This window comes from Oleiagrimonas citrea, from assembly GCF_012395255.1.
Taxonomy (GTDB): domain Bacteria; phylum Pseudomonadota; class Gammaproteobacteria; order Xanthomonadales; family Rhodanobacteraceae; genus Oleiagrimonas; species Oleiagrimonas citrea.
Genome location: NZ_JAAZQD010000004.1, coordinates 23,799 through 44,176, shown reverse-complemented (window position 1 = coordinate 44,176; position 20,378 = coordinate 23,799). Strand labels below are relative to the sequence as shown.

Genomic DNA, 20,378 nt, shown 5'->3' with positions numbered 1-20,378 from the left:
CACTTCTCCGTTCTCCGTAGATCCGCAGGCAAACCGAGGCCGGCGCGGGTCATGCGACGGCGTTGAAGATGCCGAGCCTTACGGACGGAAATCGCGCGGTTTCACGCCGAGCCGGCGCTCGAGTTCGCGATTGTCGGCGACCAGGTCCTCGTCCAGCCGCGCCACCGCGCCGCGCACGCGGGGACTGAGCCGCGCCGCCAGCCGCAGCGCCAGGCGCGGAACCGGCAATGGCAGCGTCCAGCGCGGCAGACCAGCGCGCACCCGCGCGAACATCTGGTGAGCGCTGAGGCGTTCGCCGCCGCCAGCCTCCAGCACGCGATCCGGTGCGTTCTCGACATGCAGGGCCGCGAACACCGCCGCGGCCAGATCCTGCGCATGCACCGGCTGACGCAATCCGCGCCCGGCCGGCAGCGGAAACACCCGCCAGCGCATCGCGCGCTGCGCCAGCGGCGTCAGGCTGCGATCACGGCCGTCGCCATAGATCAACGTGGCGCGCAGCACGGTCCAGCGCAGACCCCGTCGTTCACAGGTCGCGGCCAGTCGCGCCTCGGCATCACGCAGCCGTGCGGCCAGCGCGCGTTCGGCGTCCAGCGGCGCCTCGCGCTTGCTCTCGGCGCTCATCGACGACATCGCCACGATGCGCGGCGTCCCGGCCAGGGTCGCCCGCTCCAGCCACGCGACAAAGTGATCCAGCGGCCCCAGGCAGACCACGGCGTCGACCTCCGGCAACGCCGGCACGCCATCCGGCAGCGTCCCCCGTATCCACGCACCGGCATCGTCATCGCGGGGCTGACGGCTGACCGCCGTGAACGCATCGCCCGCCTCGCGCAACTGCGGAAGAAGGAACCGTCCGATGGACCCACTGGCGCCGAACACCACCACTCTCATGCAGAGAAAACCCTTTGAAATCAAATTTCTGATAGCGGAAACCGTTCCACGGATACCGCCACACGGCACAACGGGAAGTTAACCCTTGCGGCGGGATGCGGATGATAGGCTGCACCTTCGAGCCGCCGCCGGGAGAGTTCCATGATCGCCCGAATCTGGCGCGGGATCACGTCACGCGATCTGGCCGACGAGTATCTCGCCCATCTGCAGGAACAGGCCGTGCCGCGTCTGGAAGGCGCGAAAGGGCTGTTGCACTCGTACATCCTCCAGCGTGAACAGGGGGACAAGAGCGAATTCCAGGTCATCACGCTATGGGATTCGCACGAGTCCATGCAGGCCTGGGTCGGCGGCGATCCGGAACGCGCCGTGTACCTGGACGAGGAGGATCGCTTCCTGCTCGACATGGAGCCGCTGGTGCGTCTGTACGACACCCACGAGATCATTCCCTGACCTTCTGTCGCCGCCTTTGAGACCCCTGGGCGGCAGGCTTCCCGCCCATGACTCTGCGCAGCCTCTTCGTCGACTTCAACAGCTATTTCGCCTCGGTCGAGCAACACGACGACGAAGCGCTGCGCGGCCGTCCGGTGGCGGTGGCGCCGGTGGCCGCCGAAACCACCTGCTGCATCGCCGCCAGCTACGAGGCCAAGGCGTTCGGCGTGAAGACCGGCACCATGGTGCGTGAGGCACGCCGACTGTGCCCCGATATCGTGGTGGTGCAGGCGCGGCCCGAGCGCTACGTGCACTGGCATCACGAACTGATGAAGGCCATCGACCGCGCCATCCCGGTCGGCGTACCCGGCTCCATCGACGAGGTCGCCTGCGAACTGGTCGGTCGCCAGCGACAGCGCGCCGTGGCCGAGGACGTCGCACGACAGGTCAAGATCGAGATCGACAAGGCCGCGCCCGGCGGTGCGATCCGCTGCTCGATCGGCATCGCGCCCAATCCGTGGCTGGCCAAGACCGCCTCGGACATGCGCAAGCCCGACGGCCTGACCGTGATCGAATCCAGCGACCTGCCGCACGCCCTGCACGCGCTGGAACTGCGCGACTTGTGCGGCATCGGCCCGTCCATGCACCGCCGCCTGCTCGAACACGGCATCCACAGCGTCGCCGACCTGACCGCCGCCCCGCCGCACCTGCTGCGTCACGCATGGGGCGGCATCGAGGGCGAGCGCATGTGGGGGCTGCTGCACGGTCAGTGGCTGCCGCCGGCGAAGACCACGCGCAGCTCGATCGGCCACTCGCACGTGCTGAATCCGGAACTTCGCACCGCGCACGGCGCACGCGCGGTGCTGGCCAAGCTACTGGCCAAGGCAGCGATGCGCCTGCGCCGCGACGATCTGCTGAGCGGCGCGCTGGCCGTGCACATCCGCTTCGTCGGCCACGACGAACGCTGGGGCGCCGACCTGCGTATCGATCCCACCGACGACACCCGCATCCTGCTGCACCGGATGAACCGGATGCTGGACGGACCGCGCGACCGCCGCGACGCCCTGCCCGGCCCGCCGCGCGCCACGCCACTATCGGTCAGCGTGACCCTGCACAAGCTGGTCGCGCGCACGCAGAGCAGCGGCTCGCTGTTCGCGCCGCTGGAATCGATGCGCAAGCTGGATGCCGTGGTCGACCGCATCAACGCCAAGTACGGCCTCAACAAGGTCTACTTCGGCAGCATGCAGACCGCGCTCGAACACGATGCCGCGCCCATGCGCATCCCCTTCAGCCACATTCCCGAGGCGGTCGAGCACGATGCCGAGCAGCATCCGCTGTGGCTGAAGTCGATGAACCAGGCCAAGGTGCTGGCCGAGGGCGAGCACCGCCGCCGCGAACGCGACCGGCAGCGCTGATACTTCGCGCTCGGGCTTTGAGGGCAAGCTGCGTACAATCGCCCGGGACCGTTTCTTCACCGCCTCGCTCATGCCCTCGCCGCGCAAGATCATCCACGTCGACATGGACGCGTTCTACGCGTCGGTGGAGCAGCGCGACGATCCGCGCCTGCGCGGCAAGCCCGTGGTGGTGGCCTGGCGCGGCGCGCGCTCAGTGGTGTGCGCGGCCAGCTACGAGGCGCGCCCGTTCGGCGTGCGTTCGGCGATGCCGGCGCTGCGCGCGGAACGGCTGTGCCCGCAGGCGATCTTCGTGGTCCCGGACTTCACCCGCTACAAGGCCGTGTCGCGGCAGATCCATGCGATCTTCGCGCGCCATACCGACCTGATCGAACCGCTGTCGCTGGATGAAGCCTACCTCGACGTCACCGATGCCAAGTCCGGTCTGCCTTCGGCCACCGCCACCGCCGAGGCGATCCGCGCCGCGATCCTCGAGGAAACACGACTCACCGCCTCGGCCGGCATCGCGCCGAACAAGTTCCTGGCCAAGATCGCCTCGGACTGGAACAAGCCCAACGGCCAGTTCGTGATCCGTCCCAATCAGGTCGAAGCCTTTCTGACGCCGCTCGAGGTGGGCAAGATTCCCGGCGTCGGCAAGGTCATGCAGCAGCGCCTGGCGAAGCTCGGCATCCGCACCGTCGGCGACCTGCGCACGCACCCGCGCGCGGCGCTCGAACAGCGCTTCGGGCGCTGGGGCGGGCGTCTGTACGAACTGGCGCGTGGCATCGACGAGCGCCCGGTCAGCAACGAACGCGAGCTGCAGCAGATCTCCTCCGAGGACACCTTCGCCGAGGATCTGCCGCTGGATGCACTGGAAGCGGATATCCGCCGCCTCGCCGGCAAGACCTGGGGCGCCTACGAACGCAAGATCGACGACGAGCACCCGCGCGTGGCCCGCACCATCGTGCTGAAGCTGAAGACCGCCGACTTCCGCACCCTCACCCGCAGCCTCACGCCGCAGCAGCCGCCGCAGAGCGAACGCGAGCTGGCCGATATCGCCTGCGCGCTGCGCGGTCGCGTGGAGCTGCCGGAAACGACCCGCTACCGCCTGGTCGGTGTGGGGCTGTCCGGCTTCGTCGACGCCGACAGCCATCTGGTGCAGAACGACCTGTTCGGCGACCGCATACCCTGAGACGCGCATCGCGCGGCATCGCAGCACATGCCGACTGGCGAACGGTCAGCCTTCATCCGCGCGGACGCAGCACATACCGCGCCGAACGATCGAACACCGCGAACAGCGCGATGGTGATCAGCGCAGTCGCTACCCAGCCATGTTGAAGCAACTGCGAAAACGGCAGCCATCCGCCCGCGCCGCCCAACTGCAGGCCGACGCCCAGCACCACGCTGTACCCCACCGCGAGTCCCCCGAGCACCCGCCAGCGGAAACGGCGCACCTGCGTGCGACGTCGCCGCACACCCTCGACACGAAGCGCGACCTCGGAGGCGAAATCAGCATCCGGCACCGGACGCGGAAGACTTTTCAGCTCGCGGAACAGGGCGGCGTCCAGGGCATCCTCGTCCTCCGTTGGCCGGCCCTCGCGCACAGCGCGCCAGACACATTCCTGCGCCTCCCAGGCCGATTCGTCAACGGGGTCGTGATGCGGCTTGCGCGTAGTCATGCGGGTTCTCCGATCTGTTCGGCCATGCGTGCGCGCAACAGCTTCCGCGCGCGATGCAGGTGGCTTTTCACGGTGCCTTCGGGCGCGTCCAGGATGCGCGCAATCTCGGGAATCGTCAGCTCTTCCAGATGATAGAGCGTCAAGGCGGTGCGCTGGACCGGCGGAAGGTCATCCATCTGCTCCAGCAGCCATGCGGTCATTTCGCCCTGTGCAGCGTTCTGCGCGACATCGAGTCCACTGTCCATGCCATCCAGCAACGCCTGTCCTTCCTCGCCACCGACGCAGGCCGACAGCGCCTTGCCCCGGCGCTCCATGTGCCGCAGCGCGATACGATAGGCGATGCGTCCGATCCAGGTCTTCAGCGCGCTGTCGAAACGGTACTGATGCAAGCACTGATGCACGCGCAGAAAGGTCTCCTGGCACAGATCGCGGGTCTCGTCCGGATCGCGCACGATGCGCTGGACGATATGCCAGCACAGCCCCTGATGCAGACGCACCAGGCACTCGAATGCTCCGGGCCGACCTGCGGTCACGGCCTGGACCAGTTCGCGGTCGCTCATCATGCGGGAAGTCGCCTCATGCATGCATGGATACGTCCGCCATCGGAATGGTTGCAACGTGCCTGCTGCAACCATTCGGCGCAAGCGCGTATCCATCCTCCATGAACGGCGCATTCGCCGCCCCGACCACGGAGTCCTGCATGTCCTTTCTCATCCCCATCGTGTTCTTTCTCTGCGTCACCTACGCCATCAAGGCCGGCTTCGACGCCATCGTGCGCTACCGCATCGTCAAGGAAGGCGTGTCCGGCGAGTTGATGGAATCGATGATCGCAACCGAACGCGAACAGCGCCGCTACAGCTCCCTGCGCTGGGGCGTGTTCCTGGTCGCCATCGGTGTCGCCTTCGGCCTGATCTCGGCGTTCGGCTGGACCTCGGTGACGCCGGGCGCCATCACCGTGATCGCCGTCTGCGCCGGCATCAGTCAGTTGATCTACTACGCCATCGTGCGCCAGAAATCCTGATTCATCGTCGCGACTTCGCGTCGGCGGCATCGACGATGCCGCCGACGCAATCCACCCCCTTCTGGAAACTAGAACCGGCAACGGAAGCACCCACTTTCGCCAACCGCATCACAAATCTGCGCAATGCAGGTAGAGTGGTCCATGTCACCGCGCCAACGGCACGGTCGATAGCGGAACACGAAGAAGCGCTTGGACAGGGGCATGATTTCACGCCAGGACCCGCACGCACCGAGACCCGCCCAGCGCGGCGCGTTCCTGCGGGCCGCAGGCTTTCTCAAGACACATCCGATTCTTCTGCATCTGGGCCTGATCCTGGCCTGGCTGCTGCTGTGGCGTCTGTCCGCGCTGATGCAGTATGCACCGCACGCAAGCCTGTGGTTCCCACCGGCGGGACTGAGCTTTGCCGCACTGCTGCTGATCGGCTGGCGCGCCGTGCCGGCTCTGATGCTTTGCGGCGTCGGCGCGACGTTCTGGATCGACCGCATCTACCAGTCGCACACGCCGTGGCGGGAGCTGCTCCTGACCGGCGTCATTTTCGGCGTGGCGCACTGCGCCTCGTACGGCATCGGCGCCGGACTGCTGCGCCGCATCATCCGCCGCAGCACCCTGCATTCGCTACCAGGCATCATCATCGCCTTCCTGGTGCTCGGCTGCCTCGCCGCACTGAGCGCCGCATGGTCGGGCGTCGAATCGCTGCGCGTGGCCGGGCTACTCGCCGCCTCGGCCAATCACGGTCTCTGGCTGCCGTGGTGGGTCGGCGACATGGCCGGCGTGCTGGTGCTCACGCCGCTCTTCCTGGCCCTGATCAGCCAACTGTTTCCACAGATCGAATCCTGGTTCGGCGGCCTGCAGTTCCAGGTCCAGCCCCAGCACCGCTGGCCCTATGCGGGCAAGCTGCTGGTCAGCGTCGTGCTTCTCAGCGCGCTGATGCTCACGGCAGCGCACTTCCGCCAGCCGGAAATCGCCTTCGGCACGTTTTTCCTGATCCTGCCGCAGATGTGGGTGGTGTACACCGAAACCCCGTTCCGCAGCGCACTGAGCATCGCGATCTTCAGCACCGCGCTGGCCTTGTGGGTGGAAATACTCGGCCTGATCGACCAGGCGCTGGTCTACCAGTTCGCGATCTGCGTGATCGCCGCCAACACCTATTTCGGCTTGGCGGTGCCCGTGTTGCTGGCGCGCAACCGGAAGCTGAGCGAGATGGCCTTTCAGGACGCGCTGACCGGCGCGTGCAGCAAGAGCCACTTTTTCGAGGATGGCGAACGCGCGCTGATCGAGGCACGCAAGTATCGACTCCCGGCCACGCTGATCGTGCTGGACATTGACCGCTTCAAGCGCATCAACGACGAATACGACCATGCCGTCGGCGATCAGGCGTTGATCCGCGTGGCCGAGACCGTGCGTGCGCACCTGCGCGCCGCCGACGTGTTCGGACGTTTCGGCGGCGACGAATTCATGCTGCTGCTGCCCGGAATCGGCCTGCAGCAGGCCCTCGCTGCCGCCGACCGCCTGCGTCTTCACCTGCAGCGCACCGAAGCGCCGGGCACCTCGCAAACGCTGTCGGCCAGTTTCGGCGTCGTGGAACTCGCGCGCGGTGAATCCACGATGCAGGCCTTCAAACGCGCCGACCGCCTGCTGTTGCAGGCCAAGCGTGACGGACGCAACCGCATCGGCAGCGCCGTGCCCGAAACGACGGAGTGAGGCGCGGCGCACAAGGCACCGCGCCGAACGCACCATACGGCGTCAGGCGCCGCCGTGACGTCACTTCTTCTTTTTCTTGGGAATGTACAGGTCCGTGATGGTGCCTTCGTAGACCTCGGCCGCCATGCCCACCGATTCACTCAGGGTCGGATGCGGATGCACGGTCAGGCCGATGTCGGCCGCCTCGCAGCCCATCTCGATCGCCAGCGCCAGCTCGCTGATGAGATCGCCCGCGTGCGGACCGACGATGCCGGCGCCGACGATGCGGTGCGTGTCCTCGTCGAAGATCAGCTTGGTGAAGCCCTCGGTGCGGTCGATGCCGATGGCGCGGCCCGACGCTGCCCATGGGAACTTGCCGACGCCGACCTTCAGACCCTTCTCCTTCGCCTCGCGCTCGGTCACGCCGACCCAGGCGATCTCCGGATCGGTGTAAGCCACCGACGGAATCACGCGCGCGTCGAACTGGCTCTTCATGCCGGCGCAGACCTCGGCCGCGACCTTGCCTTCGTGCGTGGCCTTGTGCGCCAGCATCGGCTGACCGACGAGATCGCCAATGGCGAAGATGTGCGCCACGTTGGTGCGCATCTGCCGATCGACCGCGATGAAGCCGCGTTCGGAGACGTTCACGCCGGCCTTGTCGGCGCCGATCTTGTTCCCGTTGGGGCTGCGGCCGATGGACACCAGCACGCGGTCGAAGATCGAACCGTCCGGCTGATCGTCGCCCTCGAACGTCACCTTGATACCGTTCTTCTGCGCCTTGGCTTCGACCACCTTGGTCTTCAGATGGATGCCCTTGTAGCGCTTGGCGATGCGCTGCTGCAGCGGCTTGACCAGGTCCTTGTCGGCGCCCGGCATCAGCTGGTCCATCAACTCGACCACGGTCACTTCGCTGCCCAGCGCGGCGTACACGGTGGCCATTTCCAGGCCGATGATGCCGCCGCCGACGACCAGCAGCTTCTTCGGCACGTCGGCCAGTTCCAGCGCGCGCGTGGAATCCATGATGCGCTCGTCGTCCCACGGGAACATCGGCAGCTTCACCGACTGGCTACCGGCGGCAATGATCGCCTTCTCGAAGCGGATCAGCTTGGTGCCGTCGGCGCCCTCCACTTCCAGTTCGTGGGGCGACACGAAGGTGCCCGTGCCCTGCACGGTGCGCACCTTGCGCTGCTTGGCCATGCCGGCCAGACCGCCGGTCAGCTTGCCGACCACCTTGTCCTTGAAGTCGCGCAGCTTGTCCAGATCGATCTTCGGCTTGCCGAAGGAAATGCCGTGCGCGGCGATGGCTTCGGCTTCCTCGATCACGGCAGCCGCGTGCAGCAGCGCCTTGGACGGAATGCAGCCGACGTTGAGACAGACGCCGCCCAGCGAGCCGTAGCGTTCGACCAGCACCGTGTCCTGATCCAGATCGGCGGCGCGGAACGCCGCGGTGTAGCCGCCGGGGCCGGAACCGAGCACCAGCACCTGGCAGGTGATATCGGCCTTGCGGCCCGTCTCGGAAGCGGCCGACGCGGATGCAACTTCCGGCGCTGCCGGCGCAGGAGTCGGGGCCGGTGCAGGGGCCGGCGCGGGCGCCGCCTCGCTCTTTCCGGCGTCGTCCGAACCACCCGTCGCGCCTTCCTCGACCTCGAGTGTGAGGATCACCGAGCCCTCAGCCACTTCATCGCCCTCGGCGATCTTCAGCTCGACCACCTTGCCGGCCGACGAGGCAGGAACTTCCATGGTCGCCTTGTCCGACTCCAGCGTGATCAGGCCCTGCTCCTTCTCCACCCGATCGCCGGGCGCGACGAGCACCTCGATGACGGGCACCTTGTCGAAGTCGCCAATGTCGGGAACCTTGATCTCGATGGTCTTGGCCATGCCTGAAAATCCTTACTTTTTCTCGTTGCCGCCATCGGCGGCGTGGGGATCGTCTGCGGGAGTCGAAGCGGGCGACGCTTCGGCGATCTCGCGTTCGACATCGCGCACGGCGTCGTTGCCGTGGCGATGTCCGGGGTCCTGCACATCGGGCCCGCGCGGTGCGCGCTCGTCCTCGCCGTCCTCCGGAGGACGGCGCCAGGTACGCACATGCAGGTCGCGCTGCGGGAAGGGAATCTCGATCTCGTATTTTTCCAGCGCCGTGTGCAGCGCCCAGTAGTAGGCCGCCGTCACCGCGCCCGGTCGACGCGTGGCCTCGGCGTTGAGCCAGACCACCAGCTTGAAGTCCAGCGAGGAATCGCCGAAGCCGGTCAGCCACACCTGCGGCGCGCGCGGCCCCTCGTTGGTCAGCGTGAACGGCACCTCGGCGGCGGCTTCCAGCGCGGCCTTCTTCACCAGTTCCTTGTCGGTGCCGTAGGCGACGCCGAACTCCACCTTGATGCGGCGCGAGACCTCGCGCAACGTCCAGTTCACCACTCTGCCGTTCACGAACTCCGAGTTCGGCACCAGAATGTCGATATCGTCGTTGGTGGTGATGCGCGTGGCGCGGATGTGGATGTCGCGCACATGACCGTGCACGCCCGAGGCCAGTTCGACGAAATCGCCGACCTTCAGCGTGCGCTCGAACAGCAGGATCAGGCCGGAGACGAAATTGTTGAAGATCGCCTGCAGACCGAAGCCCAGGCCCACACCCAGCGCACCGGCGAACACCGTCATCTTCGCCATCGGCACGCCGGCGACGTTCAGCGCCACCAGGATGCCGATCACCATCAGAAGGTAGTGCACCACCCGCTCGATGGTGTAGATCGACGACTGGTTCACCTGACCGTGCTTGTTGCCGTAGCGCCGCAGCAGGAACTTGATGACCGCCGAGGCGACCATGAACAGCACCAGCAGCAGCACCGCGAACAACACCGAACCGACGGTGATCTTCACCCCGCCGATCTCGTAGCCGTAGTTCAACCACTCGCCCACCTGCTTCACGCCATGCTCGACGGCCTTCTTGGGCGCGTCGGGGATGACCGAATCGGGGGCGAGCCAGGCGAGCATCAGCGGCAGGTCACAGCAGCAGACGACGGATGTCGCCCAGCGTGCGGGCCAGGTACGCGGCGAAGCGCGCAGCGTCGGCGCCATCGATGACGCGGTGGTCGTACGACAGCGACAGCGGCAGCATCAGGCGCGGCTGGAAAGCCTCGCCGTCCCACACCGGCTGCATCGACGAGCGCGACACGCCGAGGATGGCGACTTCCGGCGCGTTCACAATCGGCGTGAACGCGGTGCCGCCGATGCCGCCCAACGACGAAATCGAGAAACAGCCGCCGGACATCTCGGCCGGACCCAGCTTCTTCTCGCGCGCCTTTTTGGAGATCTCGCCCAGCTCGCGCGCCAGCTCCAGCAGGCCCTTCTTGTCGCAGTCGCGGATCACCGGCACGACCAGGCCGTCCGGCGTGTCCACGGCGATGCCGATGTGGAAGTACTTCTTCAGGATCAGCGTCTCGCCGGAAGCATCCAGCGAGGCATTGAACTGCGGGAATTCCTTCAGCGCCGCAACCACGGCCTTGATCATGAACACCAGCGGCGTGACCTTGAGGCTGTCGTTCTCCTTGGCCAGGCGCTTGCGGAAGGCTTCCATCTCGGTGATGTCGGCCTGATCGTGCTGGGTCACATGCGGAATCATGGCCCAGTTGCGGGCCAGATTGGCGCCGGAAATCTTCTTGATGCGCGAGAGCTTCTTTTCCTCGATCTCGCCGAACTTGGCGAAATCGACCTTCGGCCACGGCAACAGGTCCAGACCGTTGCCGCCGCCGGAACCGCCGCTCGGACGCGCGCCGGAGGCCAGCGCATGCTTGACCCACGCCTGCACGTCCTCGCGCTGGATGCGTCCCTTGCGACCGCTGCCCTTGACCTGATGCAGATCCACGCCGAGTTCACGGGCGAAGGCACGCACGGCCGGGCTGGCGTAGGGCGCATCGCCCGGCATCACCACGCTGGCGTCGAACGGCACCGGCGGAGTGCGGGTCTCACCGGCATCGGTCGATGCCGCGCCGCGACTGTCCGCGGGCGCCGGGGCCGGAGCAGGCGCTTCGGCCTTGCTCGGTGCGGGAGCTGGCGCAGGTGCAGGGGCCGGAGCAGACGCCTCGGCTTGTTCTTCACCACCGCTCGAAGCGCTGTCGTCCGCCGGCTCGTAGGTCGCGATCACACTGCCTTCGGCAACTTCATCGCCCTCGCTGACCTTGACCTCCTTGATGACACCGGCGCCGGGCGACGGCACCTCCATCGTGGCTTTGTCCGATTCCAGCGTGACCAGGCCCTGGTCCTTCTGCACCGAATCACCCGGCTTCACCAGTACTTCGATGACGGGAACGCCGTCGAAATCACCGATATCCGGTACGCGAATTTCCTGGACTTGGGCCATGGATCCTCCTGGCGGGGTTGAGCTGAAACCGGTGATAACGCCGGCGAACGTGGGGGGAACGTCCATGATATGACGAATCGACGCGCTTGTTTCATCTTGCGCGCCGAATCTGGGCAAAAAATCGCTCTCTATCGAGCCAAAAACGCCCGGTCAGAGCCTGTCGGCATCGATCTTGCGCACATTCAGGTCGCGCTGCGGGAACGGAATGGAAATGCCTTCGGCGTCGAAGCGCTCCTTCACCGCGCGCACGAAGTCGGTCTGCGTGGCCCAGAAGTCGGGCGCCTTCGTCCAGCCCCGGATCACCAGATTGACGCTGCTGTCGGCCAGTTCGGTCGTCCACACGCCCGGCGCGGGATCGTCCAGCACGCGCTTGTCGGCCTTCAGCAGATCGCGCGCCGCGTCCATCGCCTTGCCGATGTTCGCATCGTAGCTGATGCCGACCGCGACTTCGAAGCGTCGCGTGCCGCGGGCATTGAAATTGATCACCGCTTCGCCGCCGACCTTGGCGTTGGGAATCACCACGTCGCGGCCGTCCGGCGCGATCAGCCAGGTCTGCATCAGGTCGATGCGGTCGACCGTGCCCAGGAACGATCCCACCTGCACGAAATCGCCGACCTTGAACGGCCGGAACATGATCAGCAGCACGCCCCAGGCCAGATTCGACAGCGATCCCTGCAGCGCCAGACCGACGGCCAGGCCGGCGGCACCCAGCACCGCGACGAACGACGCCGAGGGAATGCCCGCCGTGCTCAGCGCGGCGATGATGACCATCACCAGCAGCAGTCCGAACAGCGCATTGCGCAGAAAAGCGACCAGGGTGATGTCGACCTTGGCGTGATTCATCGCGCGCCGCCCCATGTTGGCCACGCGACCGGCGATCCAGATGCCGATCACCAGCACCAGCAACGCGATCAGCAACTTGATGCCGTATGACTTGAGATCGGCTGCCAGATGATCGGGCAGGCCGAGTCGATTGAAGAGATCCGTCATGGCTTCGCCTTACTTCCACAATGAAAAATAAAGCATCAGGTTACCATCGCCCCGCCGGCTGCCCGACCATTCCGCAGCGCGTTCGGCGACGACGCCTGCTTCCGGTACATTGGCGGTTCATTTCCACGCACGCACCGACATGGGCAAACCTCGCGCACCCGCCGACCCCGATCGCGTCATCGCGCCCGGCACCATCGCCGCCAAGGGACAATCCGGCGACGCCAACGCGCTATGGCGCTATGAAAAGCACCGCCGACAGAATCTGCAGGCCACGCCGGGACCGCATGCCGTCGCACTGGTGCTCGACCGCCTGAAAGCCGACTTCAACGTGCCCAAGATCTTCCGCAGCGCCGAGGCCTTCGGTGCGCACGCCGTGCATCTGGTCGACGTTGGACCGTTCGACCCGGCACCGGCCAAAGGCGGATTCAAGCATGTCCCGGCGCGGTTCCACGAGCGCTTCACCGACTGCGCCACGGCGCTGGCACAGGACGACTTCACGCTGGTGGCACTGGAGCCGTTCGCCGACGAACTACTGCACGAAATCGAACTGCCTCCGCGCTGCGCGTTCGTGCTCGGCCACGAACTGCACGGTCTGAGCGAAGAGGCTCGCGCGCAGAGCGGCGCGCGCTTCGTGCGCATCCCACAGTGGGGCGCGGTGGACAGTCTCAATGTCGCCGTGGCCGCCTCGGTCGCGCTGTATGAATTCGCGCGCCAACACGGCACGCCGACGCCCGCGCCACGCCGCAACGCGCAGCGCTGACCCCCGACGAACCTCAGCCGCGTTTCGCCGCAGCCGTGAAACGCTGCACCACTGCAACCGTGCCCAGATGCCAACCCAGCCAGGCCAGTACGGGAACCGCAATGGCCTTCAACGCCAGACTGATCAACGTGGTGCGATTGACCTTGGCGATCAGCGCGCGTGTCAGCTCCGGATACTGCGCCTGCGCCAGCAGATCGACGCTCGAATGCTGGAAGCTCTGCCACTGCGCGAACAACAGTACGCCGCTGGCCAGTGAATAGGCCGCCAGCGCGAACGCCAGCCAACGCAGCAACGGACGCGCCCAGCTTCGCCACAGCAGTACGCCAGCCGATGCGCTGAGCGCGAGTCCCGCCACCAGCACATACACGGCATCCCAGGCCAGCATCCAGCCCATCCGCGAGGATTGCGCGGCCGCTGCATCGCCGATCAAGTGCATCAACCGCCACGCATGCATGGCGTACTGCAGCACACCCCAGGCGGTCAGCAGCAGCACCAACCAGACGACGATACGCAGAAGAAACAGGTGACGTTCACTCATGGGGACGCTTGCAGAGTCTTCGAAACAGTCTTTCAGTCTAACTGCTTGTGCCATGCGTCACCGCCTGCCACGAAAAAGGCCGGCAAGCCCGGGAGGCTTGCCGGCCCGAGTCGCGTCATCCGGCCACACGGCCCGGAGGCCCGCATCGCCGGCGCACCGGATCAGCGGCGCGAGATCGTGAAAGCGCCCACGTCGATGCCCAGATCGACGCCCTCGCCTGTCCCGGCCAGCGCCAGCGACACGGTGCCCTTGGTCAGCACCTGCGCCGAGCTGGACTTGACTACGCCGGCATGCGCCTGGGCCTGGGCGTAGCGACCGAGCACGTCGGCGATCGTGTGCACATCGGAAAACCGACCCTTGCCATCGTCGATGTGCCACTTACCGGCCGTCAGTCCTGCGCCCTTCACAGTGATCTTCACGGGCATGCTGGTGCCGTCGGCGCAGGTGACCATTCCGGTCCCTTCGGCATGCTTGTAGATGGCGGACCAGCCCGTCATCGAATACGTGAGCTTGCAGTCCAGCGTCGGCTTCGCGGCCATCGCCGGCACGGCCATCGCCGCGCAACCAACCAGCACCGCACCCATGAGCATCGAGCGTCGAATGGTCATTGATTACCTCCTTGCGTGGGTTCAACGTGGAACGGCGACCAGTCTTGTCGGGCGTCGATGAATCGCGGCAAAAGTCCGTATGATCTTGTTCAGGAAGTATTTCGAACGCGGCGTCGGGTGCGTTTGGACGCGACCGGGCGCATACTACCTGTCATGACAAGTATTGGAGGCGTCATGAGCAAGCACTACCTGGTGGGATACGACGGTTCGGCATCCGCGGACCGCGCCTTCGCATTCGCCGCAGATCAATCCCGACATGACGGTGGCCGTATCCGCGTCGTCTCCGCGCTGCAGGTGACCGATGCCGGCGCCGATTCCTGCGCGGCCATGATGACCGACGAGGGCGCGCGCCAGGCCCGAGACATGCTGAACGCGCTGAAAAACAGCGCATCCGATCTGGGCAGTCGCATGGATACGGAGGTCGTCTACGGCAGTCCGGGCGATGTGCTGCTGGCGCAGGTCGCTGCGCACGGCATCGATCACATCGTGGTCGGCCACAGCGGCCGAGGCGTGCTCGCCCGCTGGCTGATCGGCTCGGTCTCCGACGACATCCTGTCGCGCGCACGCGTGCCAGTCACGGTGGTGCGCTGACTGCCGACCCGCACCGCTGGTCTTTTTCGGGGCGGCTTGACTATGCTAGTTGTCATAAGAACGTCACACGCGGCCCGGTGACGAACCGAGCACGCGTCGTGCACGCAAGGAGACCTGCCCGATGCAAGATGCCAGAGCGCTGCCCTGGAAACTCGAGGACATCGACTTCACACGCTTCGACGCCGAGAAGGCTCGCGCGGACGAAGACCTTATCTGCCTGATCTGCGCGTCCTCGTTCATCGAAAGCGGCTCGGATCTCTACACCCGTAACCTGGTCGAGCACTACCGGGACGATGAGGCGGTCCGAACCTGGCTCGACGACCACTGGGAACACGAAGAGCTGCAGCACGGCCGCGCCCTGGCCACCTACGTCCGCCACGCCTGGCCGGACTTCGACTGGGACAGCGCCTTCGCCGACTTCTTCGCCGAATACGGCGCGGTGTGCACCAGCGAAGAACTGGAACCACGTCGCGGCCTGGAGCTGGCCGCCCGCTGCGTGGTCGAGACCGGCACCGCCAGCCTCTATCGCGCGATCCACACGCAGACCGAGGAACCGGTGCTCAAGCAGCTGACCGAGTACATCAAGAGCGACGAAGTACGCCACTACAGCCACTTCTACAAGTACTTCCGGGCCTACGAGAAACGCGAGCGCAACGGACGTTGGCGCGTGCTGCGCGCGGTGTTCCGCCGTCTGATGGAAATCCGCAACGAGGACGGCGACATCGCACTGCGCCACGTGTTCGCCTACCGCCGCCCGGAGCTGAACGAAGACCCCGAGGCCTTCAAGCAGGCCAGCAGCCGCATCTACGGGCGTATCCGCAAGCATCTGCCCGCGGAGATGACGGTGAAGATGCTGCTCAAACCGCTGAATCTTCCGCCGCGCCTCAGCGCCGGCCTGCAGACTCCACTGACCAAATTGACCGAGCGCTTCGTGCTGCGCTGAAGCCGACACGCATCATGCGCACCGCGATGGCCGCTTCGCGCCCTGCGACGCGAAGCGGCACCTGCCTCACTTCTTCTTGGGCAACGGCTTCCATTTGGATGCATCGAAGCCACCGACCTCGAATTCGAGGTCGCGCTCGCCGCTGCCCTTCATGCGCACCTTCATGTGGATGACGGACGCCTTTTCCAGGCGTGCGATGAAGCCCTTCTCGTCCCGGAACATCAAGGCAGGGCGACCGCCCTGCGGCACATAGGCCTTGAGCTTGACCGTGGTGTCGTCGAACTTCACCGGGACAGTGCAGTTGCCCTTGCAGACGAATCCCTGGCTACCGTCGGCATAGAGAAACACGCTCAAGCCCCAATCACTGTGCCGACGCAGGATCAGGCGCAGATCGAGCGCCGCCGGACGACTGACACCAATCGCCGCTGTGCTCTGCGTGCCGCCCGCCATCGGCGCGACTTGGTACACCCACAGGCGCTGCAGCCGCTCCTTGGTCGCCTTGGCCTTGGCCTTGGCGCGCAAGTCGTCGAGCTGCGGCTTCACCTCGGCCGCAGCCTTGGTGTCGGGATACTTGGACACGATTTCCTCGCCCAGCGGCACCGCCAGGCTGTAGCTCTTCATGTCCACCATCTTCTGATAGGTCGTCAGCGCATCCTGCGCACGCGCTTCGGTCGCCGCCTTGCGCGCTGCCGCCTGCTGTTCCGGGGTCGGCCCCTTCGAGCAGGCGCCGAGCGCCACCAGCATCACCACGAGCGCCGCAGCGCGGCGGGCAGTCCTGTACATCATCGAACACGCTCCGAGTGCATCGACGGCCTCGCCGTCAGTCACCGGCCAGTGTATCGGCTACCGCAGGCGCCTTCAGCTGCCGCTGCCGTTCGTGGTCTTGTGCATGTCCGGCGCGGGCTTGGCCATCACCTCGACATCGCCCCGGTGCTTCTGCGCATCCTTGATCATGTCCCTGTCCAGCGGACGGATGCGGCGGATCTGGCAGGGAACCCCCGTGTTCGACGGGATGATCGAGTCGAAGGTCGCGCTGACCTGCTCCATGTGCGAAGTGATCGAGATCGCCGGCGTGTATTCAAGCCCCGGACACGACGGCAGGTCCATCAGATAGACCCGCCGGGGTGTCACGTAGGCCACCACCTGATGATCGTTGATCGGATCCCAGGCATAGAACCCGCGGATGGAATTGAGCTGGATGTGATTGACCGGCTGGCCGGCCGCGGCCTCGAACCGGGCCGCGCGCGCGGCCCGGTCCTGCGAGGACGGCACACTTGCACAAGCCGCCAGAGGAATCAGCATCGATGCCAGAACCCACGTACGCGCTTTCATCACACGATCCTCCAGTCAGGAGCTTGCGTTGTATTGAACCAGACCACCGCCCGCCGAGCGAGTTCAGGCAGCTTCCGGCTCGCGCAGACTGTCGTTGTCGATCACGAAACGGTAGCGGACGTCGCCGCGCAGCATGCGCTCGTAGGCCTCGTTGATCTGCTCGATGCCGATCACCTCGACATCCGCCGCCACGCCGTGCTCGGCGCAGAAGTCCAGCATTTCCTGTGTTTCGCGGATGCCGCCGATCAGCGAACCGGTCAGACGCTTGCGACCCCGGATCAGCGAACCGGCGCTCAGCGCCTGCGGTTCCGGCAGACCGACCAGGACCATGGTGCCGTCGCGGCGCAGCAGGCCCAGATAGGCGTTGTAGTCGTGTGCAGCGGAAACCGTGTCGAGGATGAAATCGAAACGGCCGGCATGCTGCGCGAAGACGTCCTCGTCGCGGGTGGACAGGAAATCGTCCGCACCCAGCGCCAGCGCGCTGTCGCGCTTGCCCGGCGAATGGCTGAGCACGGTGACGTGCGCGCCCATGGCCTTGGCCAGCTTCACGCCCATGTGGCCCAGACCGCCCAGGCCGACCACGGCGACCTTGTCGTCCTTGCCGACGTCGTAGCGGCGCAGCGGCGAATAGGTGGTGATACCCGCGCACAGCAGCGGCGCGGCGCGATCCAGCGGAATGCCCTCGGGCACGCGCAGCACATAGTTCTCGTCGACCGTGATGCGGGTGGAGTAGCCGCCCCAGGTCGGCCGGCTCTTGTCCAGCTTGCCGTCGGTGCGCTCGTAACCGTTGTAGGTCACGCTCATGCCTTCGCTGCAGAACTGTTCCTCGCCGTCCAGGCAGGCCTCGCAATGACGGCAGGAATCGACGAAACAGCCGACACCGACGGTATCGCCCTCTTTCCAACGCTCGACCTGGTTGCCGACCTTGACCACGGTACCGACGATCTCGTGGCCAGGCACCATCGGGAAGATGCTGCCGCCCCAGTCGTCGCGCGCCTGATGGATATCGGAATGGCACACGCCGCAGTAGCGGATGTCGATGAGTACTTCATGCGGTCCCGGCTCGCGGCGCTCGATGGCGAACGGGGCCAGCGGTTCGGTGGCGGACGGGGCGGCCCAGGCGGGGGTCTTCAGCATGGCTCGGCTCCTGTATGTCGAAACGACATTTGAATTAATATACTGAGCGGTGCAGCCTAACACGGCGCACCTCTTCTTCCCTGTACAAAGCCTCAACGCATGGCCCATGACGCCCCCGCGAATGCCGCGCCGCTTCGCGCCTACCCCGCATTCGTGCATTTCTGGATCGCACGCATGGCCTCCGGCTTCGGCTTCCAGATGCTGTCGGTCGCCGTTGGCTGGCAGATCTATGCGCTGACCGGCAACGCCTTCGACCTAGGCCTGGTCGGCCTGGTGCAGTTCGTGCCCTCACTGCTGCTGGCGCTGCCGGCCGGACACATCGCCGACCAGTTCAATCGTCGTCGGATCGTGGTGACCTGCCAGGCACTGGAATGGATCGCCATCGCCGCGCTGGCGCTGGGCAGCTGGCAAGGCTGGCTGAGCGAAACCGGCATTCTGACGCTGCTGTTCGTCATCGGCCTGGCGCGCGCGGTGGAATTTCCGACCCGGCAGGCCATGGTGCCCGGACTCGTGCCCGCCTCCGTGCTGCCACGCGCGATGGCGATGAACGCTTCGGCGATGCAGGTGGCGATGATCGCCGGTCCGGCCGCGGGTGGCTTTCTCTACGTCGCCGGCCCGGATGCTGTGTACGCCACGGCCGCGATGCTGTACCTGGTCTCGATCGTGCTGCTGGCGCGCCTGCGCTACGACCACCGCCCGCCGCGCCGCGAGCCGGCGACGCTGAAGACCGTGTTTGCGGGCGTCAGCTTCATCCGCGCGCGACCGGCGATTCTGGGTGTGATCTCGCTCGACCTGTTCGCCGTGCTGCTGGGCGGTGCGACGGCGCTGCTGCCGATCTTCGCCCGCGACATTCTGCACACCGGCCCCTGGGGACTGGGCCTGCTGCGCGCCGCGCCGGCGGTCGGCGCGCTGCTCATGTCGGTGTGGCTGGCGCGGCGCACGATGCAACGCCGCGTGGGCATGATCATGTTCGCCTCGGTGGCCGGCTTCGGCGTGGCCACCGTGGTGTTCGCGCTCTCGCACGTGCTGTGGCTGTCACTGCTGGCGCTGGCCGCTCTGGGCGCGTTCGACATGGTCAGCATGGTCATCCGCGGCGCACTGGTACAGCTGGACACTCCGGATGAAATGCGCGGCCGTGTCAGCGCCGTCAACTCGATCTTCATCAACACCTCCAACCAGCTCGGCGAATTCGAGTCGGGCATGATCGCGGCGTGGATCGGCGCGGTCGGCTCGGCGCTGGTGGGCGGCCTGGGCACGCTGGTCGTGGTCGGTCTGTGGATGTGGATGTTCCCGGTGCTGCGTCGACGCCAGACCCTGGAGAATCCTGCGGAAGAACAGCCTCCCGCATCGCCCTGACGCCTCGCCTGTACATCGCACGCATGCGCGGTGCATGGCCGGAAGCGCCCGCAGGACGCTGAAACCGACGGCTGGTGACGCGGACGCCCGGCTGAGCGAGTCGAACACCGCTCTTCCGCGCGCCCGTATGACCAGATTATGTCCCTTATGCACGATAAGTGACGATGGCCATGACGAGGCCGCCGCTGCACCCAAGCGGATTGCAGGGAAGGCAAGATACCTGCGTGTACGGGAATTCGAATGCGCGAACGCTCAGGCGCTGCGCGACAGGTGCATATCGTTGCGGGCGCCGCTCTCGCGTCCCTTGCGCAAGGCACTGACACGACGCAGCCAAGCCAATGCTTGCGCGGCCGGGTCCTGTTCCCCGTGGAGAATGATGTCGACGATTTCCTCGCCGTCATCCAGGCATACCGCTGCGGGTCGGCCGTCGGATTCGTAGTTGCGCTGCGCGACCAGGCCGGCGAACTTCACCGCACTCTCGCAGAGCATGAACGCCCCGACGAACTCGTCGCCCTGCGACACGGACCAGACGCCGTCCTGGCAGATGATCTTGTAGACGATTCGCTGGGTCATGCCATCCACCGTCCGAGCATGGGTGGGCCGGCGGGCGTCCGTGCCGCCGGCTCGCCGGTTTGCCTTGTTCCGACACTTCCCAACATCCTGTGGGTGGACCTACGGTCAGCT

At 66.1% G+C, this 20,378-nt stretch carries 22 protein-coding genes; 9 read left to right on the top strand and 13 right to left on the bottom strand.

Annotation, left to right across the window (positions count from 1 at the left end; all coding sequences use genetic code 11):
* Nucleotides 1–78: 78 nt before the first annotated feature.
* Entirely contained in the window at nt 79–888 is an 810-nt protein-coding gene (locus HF690_RS10195; protein WP_168609374.1) for an SDR family oxidoreductase, read from the bottom strand.
* A 141-nt stretch (nt 889–1,029) separates the two neighbouring features.
* Here HF690_RS10195 and HF690_RS10190 point away from each other — a divergent pair, with 141 nt between their 5' ends.
* From HF690_RS10190 to dinB, 3 genes are all read left to right on the top strand, one after another.
* Nucleotides 1,030–1,338, top strand: coding sequence for an antibiotic biosynthesis monooxygenase family protein (locus HF690_RS10190; RefSeq protein ID WP_043102629.1), 309 nt, complete (start codon nt 1,030–1,032; stop codon nt 1,336–1,338).
* 47 nt (nt 1,339–1,385) lie between these two features.
* On the top strand, nt 1,386–2,732 hold the full coding sequence (locus HF690_RS10185; RefSeq protein ID WP_168609373.1) for a DNA polymerase Y family protein: 1,347 nt from the start codon (nt 1,386–1,388) through the stop codon (nt 2,730–2,732).
* Nucleotides 2,733–2,802: 70 nt separating this feature from the next.
* Nucleotides 2,803–3,900 (top strand): DNA polymerase IV, encoded by a 1,098-nt coding sequence (gene dinB, locus HF690_RS10180; RefSeq protein WP_168609372.1) that lies wholly within the window; start codon nt 2,803–2,805, stop codon nt 3,898–3,900.
* Nucleotides 3,901–3,952: 52 nt separating this feature from the next.
* On the opposite strand, the gene HF690_RS10175 is transcribed toward dinB, so the two are convergent.
* Both HF690_RS10175 and HF690_RS10170 read right to left on the bottom strand, forming a co-directional pair.
* Nucleotides 3,953–4,387 carry a hypothetical protein gene (locus HF690_RS10175; RefSeq protein WP_168609371.1) on the bottom strand — a complete coding sequence of 145 codons (435 nt, stop codon included), beginning with the start codon at nt 4,385–4,387 and terminating at the stop codon, nt 3,953–3,955.
* Nucleotides 4,384–4,950, bottom strand: a complete 567-nt coding sequence (locus HF690_RS10170; RefSeq protein WP_113064039.1) for an RNA polymerase sigma factor — start codon at nt 4,948–4,950, stop codon at nt 4,384–4,386. Before HF690_RS10170 ends, HF690_RS10175 begins: the two co-directional genes overlap by 4 nt.
* 137 nt (nt 4,951–5,087) lie before the next feature.
* Between HF690_RS10170 and HF690_RS10165 the strand changes: the two genes are divergently transcribed.
* Both HF690_RS10165 and HF690_RS10160 read left to right on the top strand, forming a co-directional pair.
* Nucleotides 5,088–5,408, top strand: coding sequence for a DUF6249 domain-containing protein (locus HF690_RS10165; protein ID WP_168609370.1), 321 nt, complete (start codon nt 5,088–5,090; stop codon nt 5,406–5,408).
* A gap of 201 nt (nt 5,409–5,609) precedes the next feature.
* Entirely contained in the window at nt 5,610–7,109 is a 1,500-nt protein-coding gene (locus HF690_RS10160) for a sensor domain-containing diguanylate cyclase (protein WP_168609369.1), read from the top strand.
* A 60-nt stretch (nt 7,110–7,169) separates the two neighbouring features.
* Here HF690_RS10160 and lpdA read toward each other — a convergent pair whose 3' ends face one another.
* The 4 genes from lpdA to HF690_RS10140 all read right to left on the bottom strand — a co-directional run bounded on the left by lpdA (nt 7,170) and on the right by HF690_RS10140 (nt 12,429).
* A complete protein-coding gene (gene lpdA, locus HF690_RS10155; RefSeq protein WP_168609368.1) occupies nt 7,170–8,966 on the bottom strand; it encodes a dihydrolipoyl dehydrogenase in 1,797 nt (598 codons plus the stop codon).
* A gap of 12 nt (nt 8,967–8,978) precedes the next feature.
* A complete protein-coding gene (locus HF690_RS10150) occupies nt 8,979–10,073 on the bottom strand; it encodes a mechanosensitive ion channel family protein (RefSeq protein WP_168609367.1) in 1,095 nt (364 codons plus the stop codon).
* Between the two features lie 10 nt (nt 10,074–10,083).
* Complete coding sequence (locus tag HF690_RS10145) at nt 10,084–11,439, bottom strand: dihydrolipoyllysine-residue acetyltransferase (RefSeq protein WP_113063927.1); 1,356 nt, start codon at nt 11,437–11,439, stop codon at nt 10,084–10,086.
* Nucleotides 11,440–11,589: 150 nt separating this feature from the next.
* A complete protein-coding gene (locus HF690_RS10140; RefSeq protein WP_168609366.1) occupies nt 11,590–12,429 on the bottom strand; it encodes a mechanosensitive ion channel family protein in 840 nt (279 codons plus the stop codon).
* Between the two features lie 139 nt (nt 12,430–12,568).
* Between HF690_RS10140 and HF690_RS10135 the strand changes: the two genes are divergently transcribed.
* Complete coding sequence (locus tag HF690_RS10135; protein WP_168609365.1) at nt 12,569–13,189, top strand: RNA methyltransferase; 621 nt, start codon at nt 12,569–12,571, stop codon at nt 13,187–13,189.
* Nucleotides 13,190–13,202: 13 nt separating this feature from the next.
* On the opposite strand, the gene HF690_RS10130 is transcribed toward HF690_RS10135, so the two are convergent.
* Nucleotides 13,203–13,727, bottom strand: a complete 525-nt coding sequence (locus tag HF690_RS10130; protein ID WP_168609364.1) for a hypothetical protein — start codon at nt 13,725–13,727, stop codon at nt 13,203–13,205.
* A gap of 161 nt (nt 13,728–13,888) precedes the next feature.
* On the bottom strand, nt 13,889–14,335 hold the full coding sequence (locus HF690_RS10125; RefSeq protein ID WP_113063931.1) for a hypothetical protein: 447 nt from the start codon (nt 14,333–14,335) through the stop codon (nt 13,889–13,891).
* Between the two features lie 174 nt (nt 14,336–14,509).
* Here HF690_RS10125 and HF690_RS10120 point away from each other — a divergent pair, with 174 nt between their 5' ends.
* Both HF690_RS10120 and HF690_RS10115 read left to right on the top strand, forming a co-directional pair.
* Nucleotides 14,510–14,926, top strand: coding sequence for a universal stress protein (locus HF690_RS10120; RefSeq protein ID WP_168609363.1), 417 nt, complete (start codon nt 14,510–14,512; stop codon nt 14,924–14,926).
* A 121-nt stretch (nt 14,927–15,047) separates the two neighbouring features.
* On the top strand, nt 15,048–15,869 hold the full coding sequence (locus HF690_RS10115; protein ID WP_113063933.1) for a ferritin-like domain-containing protein: 822 nt from the start codon (nt 15,048–15,050) through the stop codon (nt 15,867–15,869).
* 66 nt (nt 15,870–15,935) lie between these two features.
* Here the strand turns inward: HF690_RS10115 and HF690_RS10110 are convergent, their stop codons facing one another.
* The 3 genes from HF690_RS10110 to HF690_RS10100 form a co-directional block, all read right to left on the bottom strand.
* Entirely contained in the window at nt 15,936–16,655 is a 720-nt protein-coding gene (locus tag HF690_RS10110) for a pepsin/retropepsin-like aspartic protease family protein (protein ID WP_168609362.1), read from the bottom strand.
* Between the two features lie 72 nt (nt 16,656–16,727).
* On the bottom strand, nt 16,728–17,201 hold the full coding sequence (locus HF690_RS10105; RefSeq protein WP_146742254.1) for a DUF6491 family protein: 474 nt from the start codon (nt 17,199–17,201) through the stop codon (nt 16,728–16,730).
* Nucleotides 17,202–17,264: 63 nt separating this feature from the next.
* Complete coding sequence (locus HF690_RS10100) at nt 17,265–18,338, bottom strand: NAD(P)-dependent alcohol dehydrogenase (protein ID WP_168609361.1); 1,074 nt, start codon at nt 18,336–18,338, stop codon at nt 17,265–17,267.
* A gap of 99 nt (nt 18,339–18,437) precedes the next feature.
* Between HF690_RS10100 and HF690_RS10095 the strand changes: the two genes are divergently transcribed.
* Nucleotides 18,438–19,694, top strand: coding sequence for an MFS transporter (locus HF690_RS10095; protein WP_168609360.1), 1,257 nt, complete (start codon nt 18,438–18,440; stop codon nt 19,692–19,694).
* A 252-nt stretch (nt 19,695–19,946) separates the two neighbouring features.
* Here the strand turns inward: HF690_RS10095 and HF690_RS10090 are convergent, their stop codons facing one another.
* The gene (locus HF690_RS10090) at nt 19,947–20,267 is read right to left on the bottom strand and encodes a hypothetical protein (RefSeq protein ID WP_168609359.1); all 321 of its coding nucleotides are present in this window, start codon (nt 20,265–20,267) and stop codon (nt 19,947–19,949) included.
* Nucleotides 20,268–20,378: the final 111 nt, after the last annotated feature.

Bases quoted from the DNA above. Each gene is read 5' to 3' on its own strand.
- HF690_RS10105 (WP_146742254.1), bottom strand. From the start codon at position 17,201: ATGAAAGCGCGTACGTGGGTTCTGGCATCGATGCTGATTCCTCTGGCG.
- dinB (WP_168609372.1), top strand. From the start codon at position 2,803: ATGCCCTCGCCGCGCAAGATCATCCACGTCGACATGGACGCGTTCTAC.
- HF690_RS10120 (WP_168609363.1), top strand. From the start codon at position 14,510: ATGAGCAAGCACTACCTGGTGGGATACGACGGTTCGGCATCCGCGGAC.
- HF690_RS10095 (WP_168609360.1), top strand. From the start codon at position 18,438: ATGGCCCATGACGCCCCCGCGAATGCCGCGCCGCTTCGCGCCTACCCC.
- HF690_RS10145 (WP_113063927.1), bottom strand. From the start codon at position 11,439: ATGGCCCAAGTCCAGGAAATTCGCGTACCGGATATCGGTGATTTCGAC.
- HF690_RS10125 (WP_113063931.1), bottom strand. From the start codon at position 14,335: ATGACCATTCGACGCTCGATGCTCATGGGTGCGGTGCTGGTTGGTTGC.
- HF690_RS10140 (WP_168609366.1), bottom strand. From the start codon at position 12,429: ATGACGGATCTCTTCAATCGACTCGGCCTGCCCGATCATCTGGCAGCC.
- HF690_RS10195 (WP_168609374.1), bottom strand. From the start codon at position 888: ATGAGAGTGGTGGTGTTCGGCGCCAGTGGGTCCATCGGACGGTTCCTT.
- HF690_RS10135 (WP_168609365.1), top strand. From the start codon at position 12,569: ATGGGCAAACCTCGCGCACCCGCCGACCCCGATCGCGTCATCGCGCCC.
- HF690_RS10165 (WP_168609370.1), top strand. From the start codon at position 5,088: ATGTCCTTTCTCATCCCCATCGTGTTCTTTCTCTGCGTCACCTACGCC.
- HF690_RS10190 (WP_043102629.1), top strand. From the start codon at position 1,030: ATGATCGCCCGAATCTGGCGCGGGATCACGTCACGCGATCTGGCCGAC.
- HF690_RS10185 (WP_168609373.1), top strand. From the start codon at position 1,386: ATGACTCTGCGCAGCCTCTTCGTCGACTTCAACAGCTATTTCGCCTCG.
- HF690_RS10130 (WP_168609364.1), bottom strand. From the start codon at position 13,727: ATGAGTGAACGTCACCTGTTTCTTCTGCGTATCGTCGTCTGGTTGGTG.
- HF690_RS10100 (WP_168609361.1), bottom strand. From the start codon at position 18,338: ATGCTGAAGACCCCCGCCTGGGCCGCCCCGTCCGCCACCGAACCGCTG.
- HF690_RS10160 (WP_168609369.1), top strand. From the start codon at position 5,610: ATGATTTCACGCCAGGACCCGCACGCACCGAGACCCGCCCAGCGCGGC.
- HF690_RS10090 (WP_168609359.1), bottom strand. From the start codon at position 20,267: ATGACCCAGCGAATCGTCTACAAGATCATCTGCCAGGACGGCGTCTGG.
- HF690_RS10115 (WP_113063933.1), top strand. From the start codon at position 15,048: ATGCAAGATGCCAGAGCGCTGCCCTGGAAACTCGAGGACATCGACTTC.
- HF690_RS10170 (WP_113064039.1), bottom strand. From the start codon at position 4,950: ATGATGAGCGACCGCGAACTGGTCCAGGCCGTGACCGCAGGTCGGCCC.
- HF690_RS10110 (WP_168609362.1), bottom strand. From the start codon at position 16,655: ATGATGTACAGGACTGCCCGCCGCGCTGCGGCGCTCGTGGTGATGCTG.
- lpdA (WP_168609368.1), bottom strand. From the start codon at position 8,966: ATGGCCAAGACCATCGAGATCAAGGTTCCCGACATTGGCGACTTCGAC.
- HF690_RS10150 (WP_168609367.1), bottom strand. From the start codon at position 10,073: ATGCTCGCCTGGCTCGCCCCCGATTCGGTCATCCCCGACGCGCCCAAG.
- HF690_RS10175 (WP_168609371.1), bottom strand. From the start codon at position 4,387: ATGACTACGCGCAAGCCGCATCACGACCCCGTTGACGAATCGGCCTGG.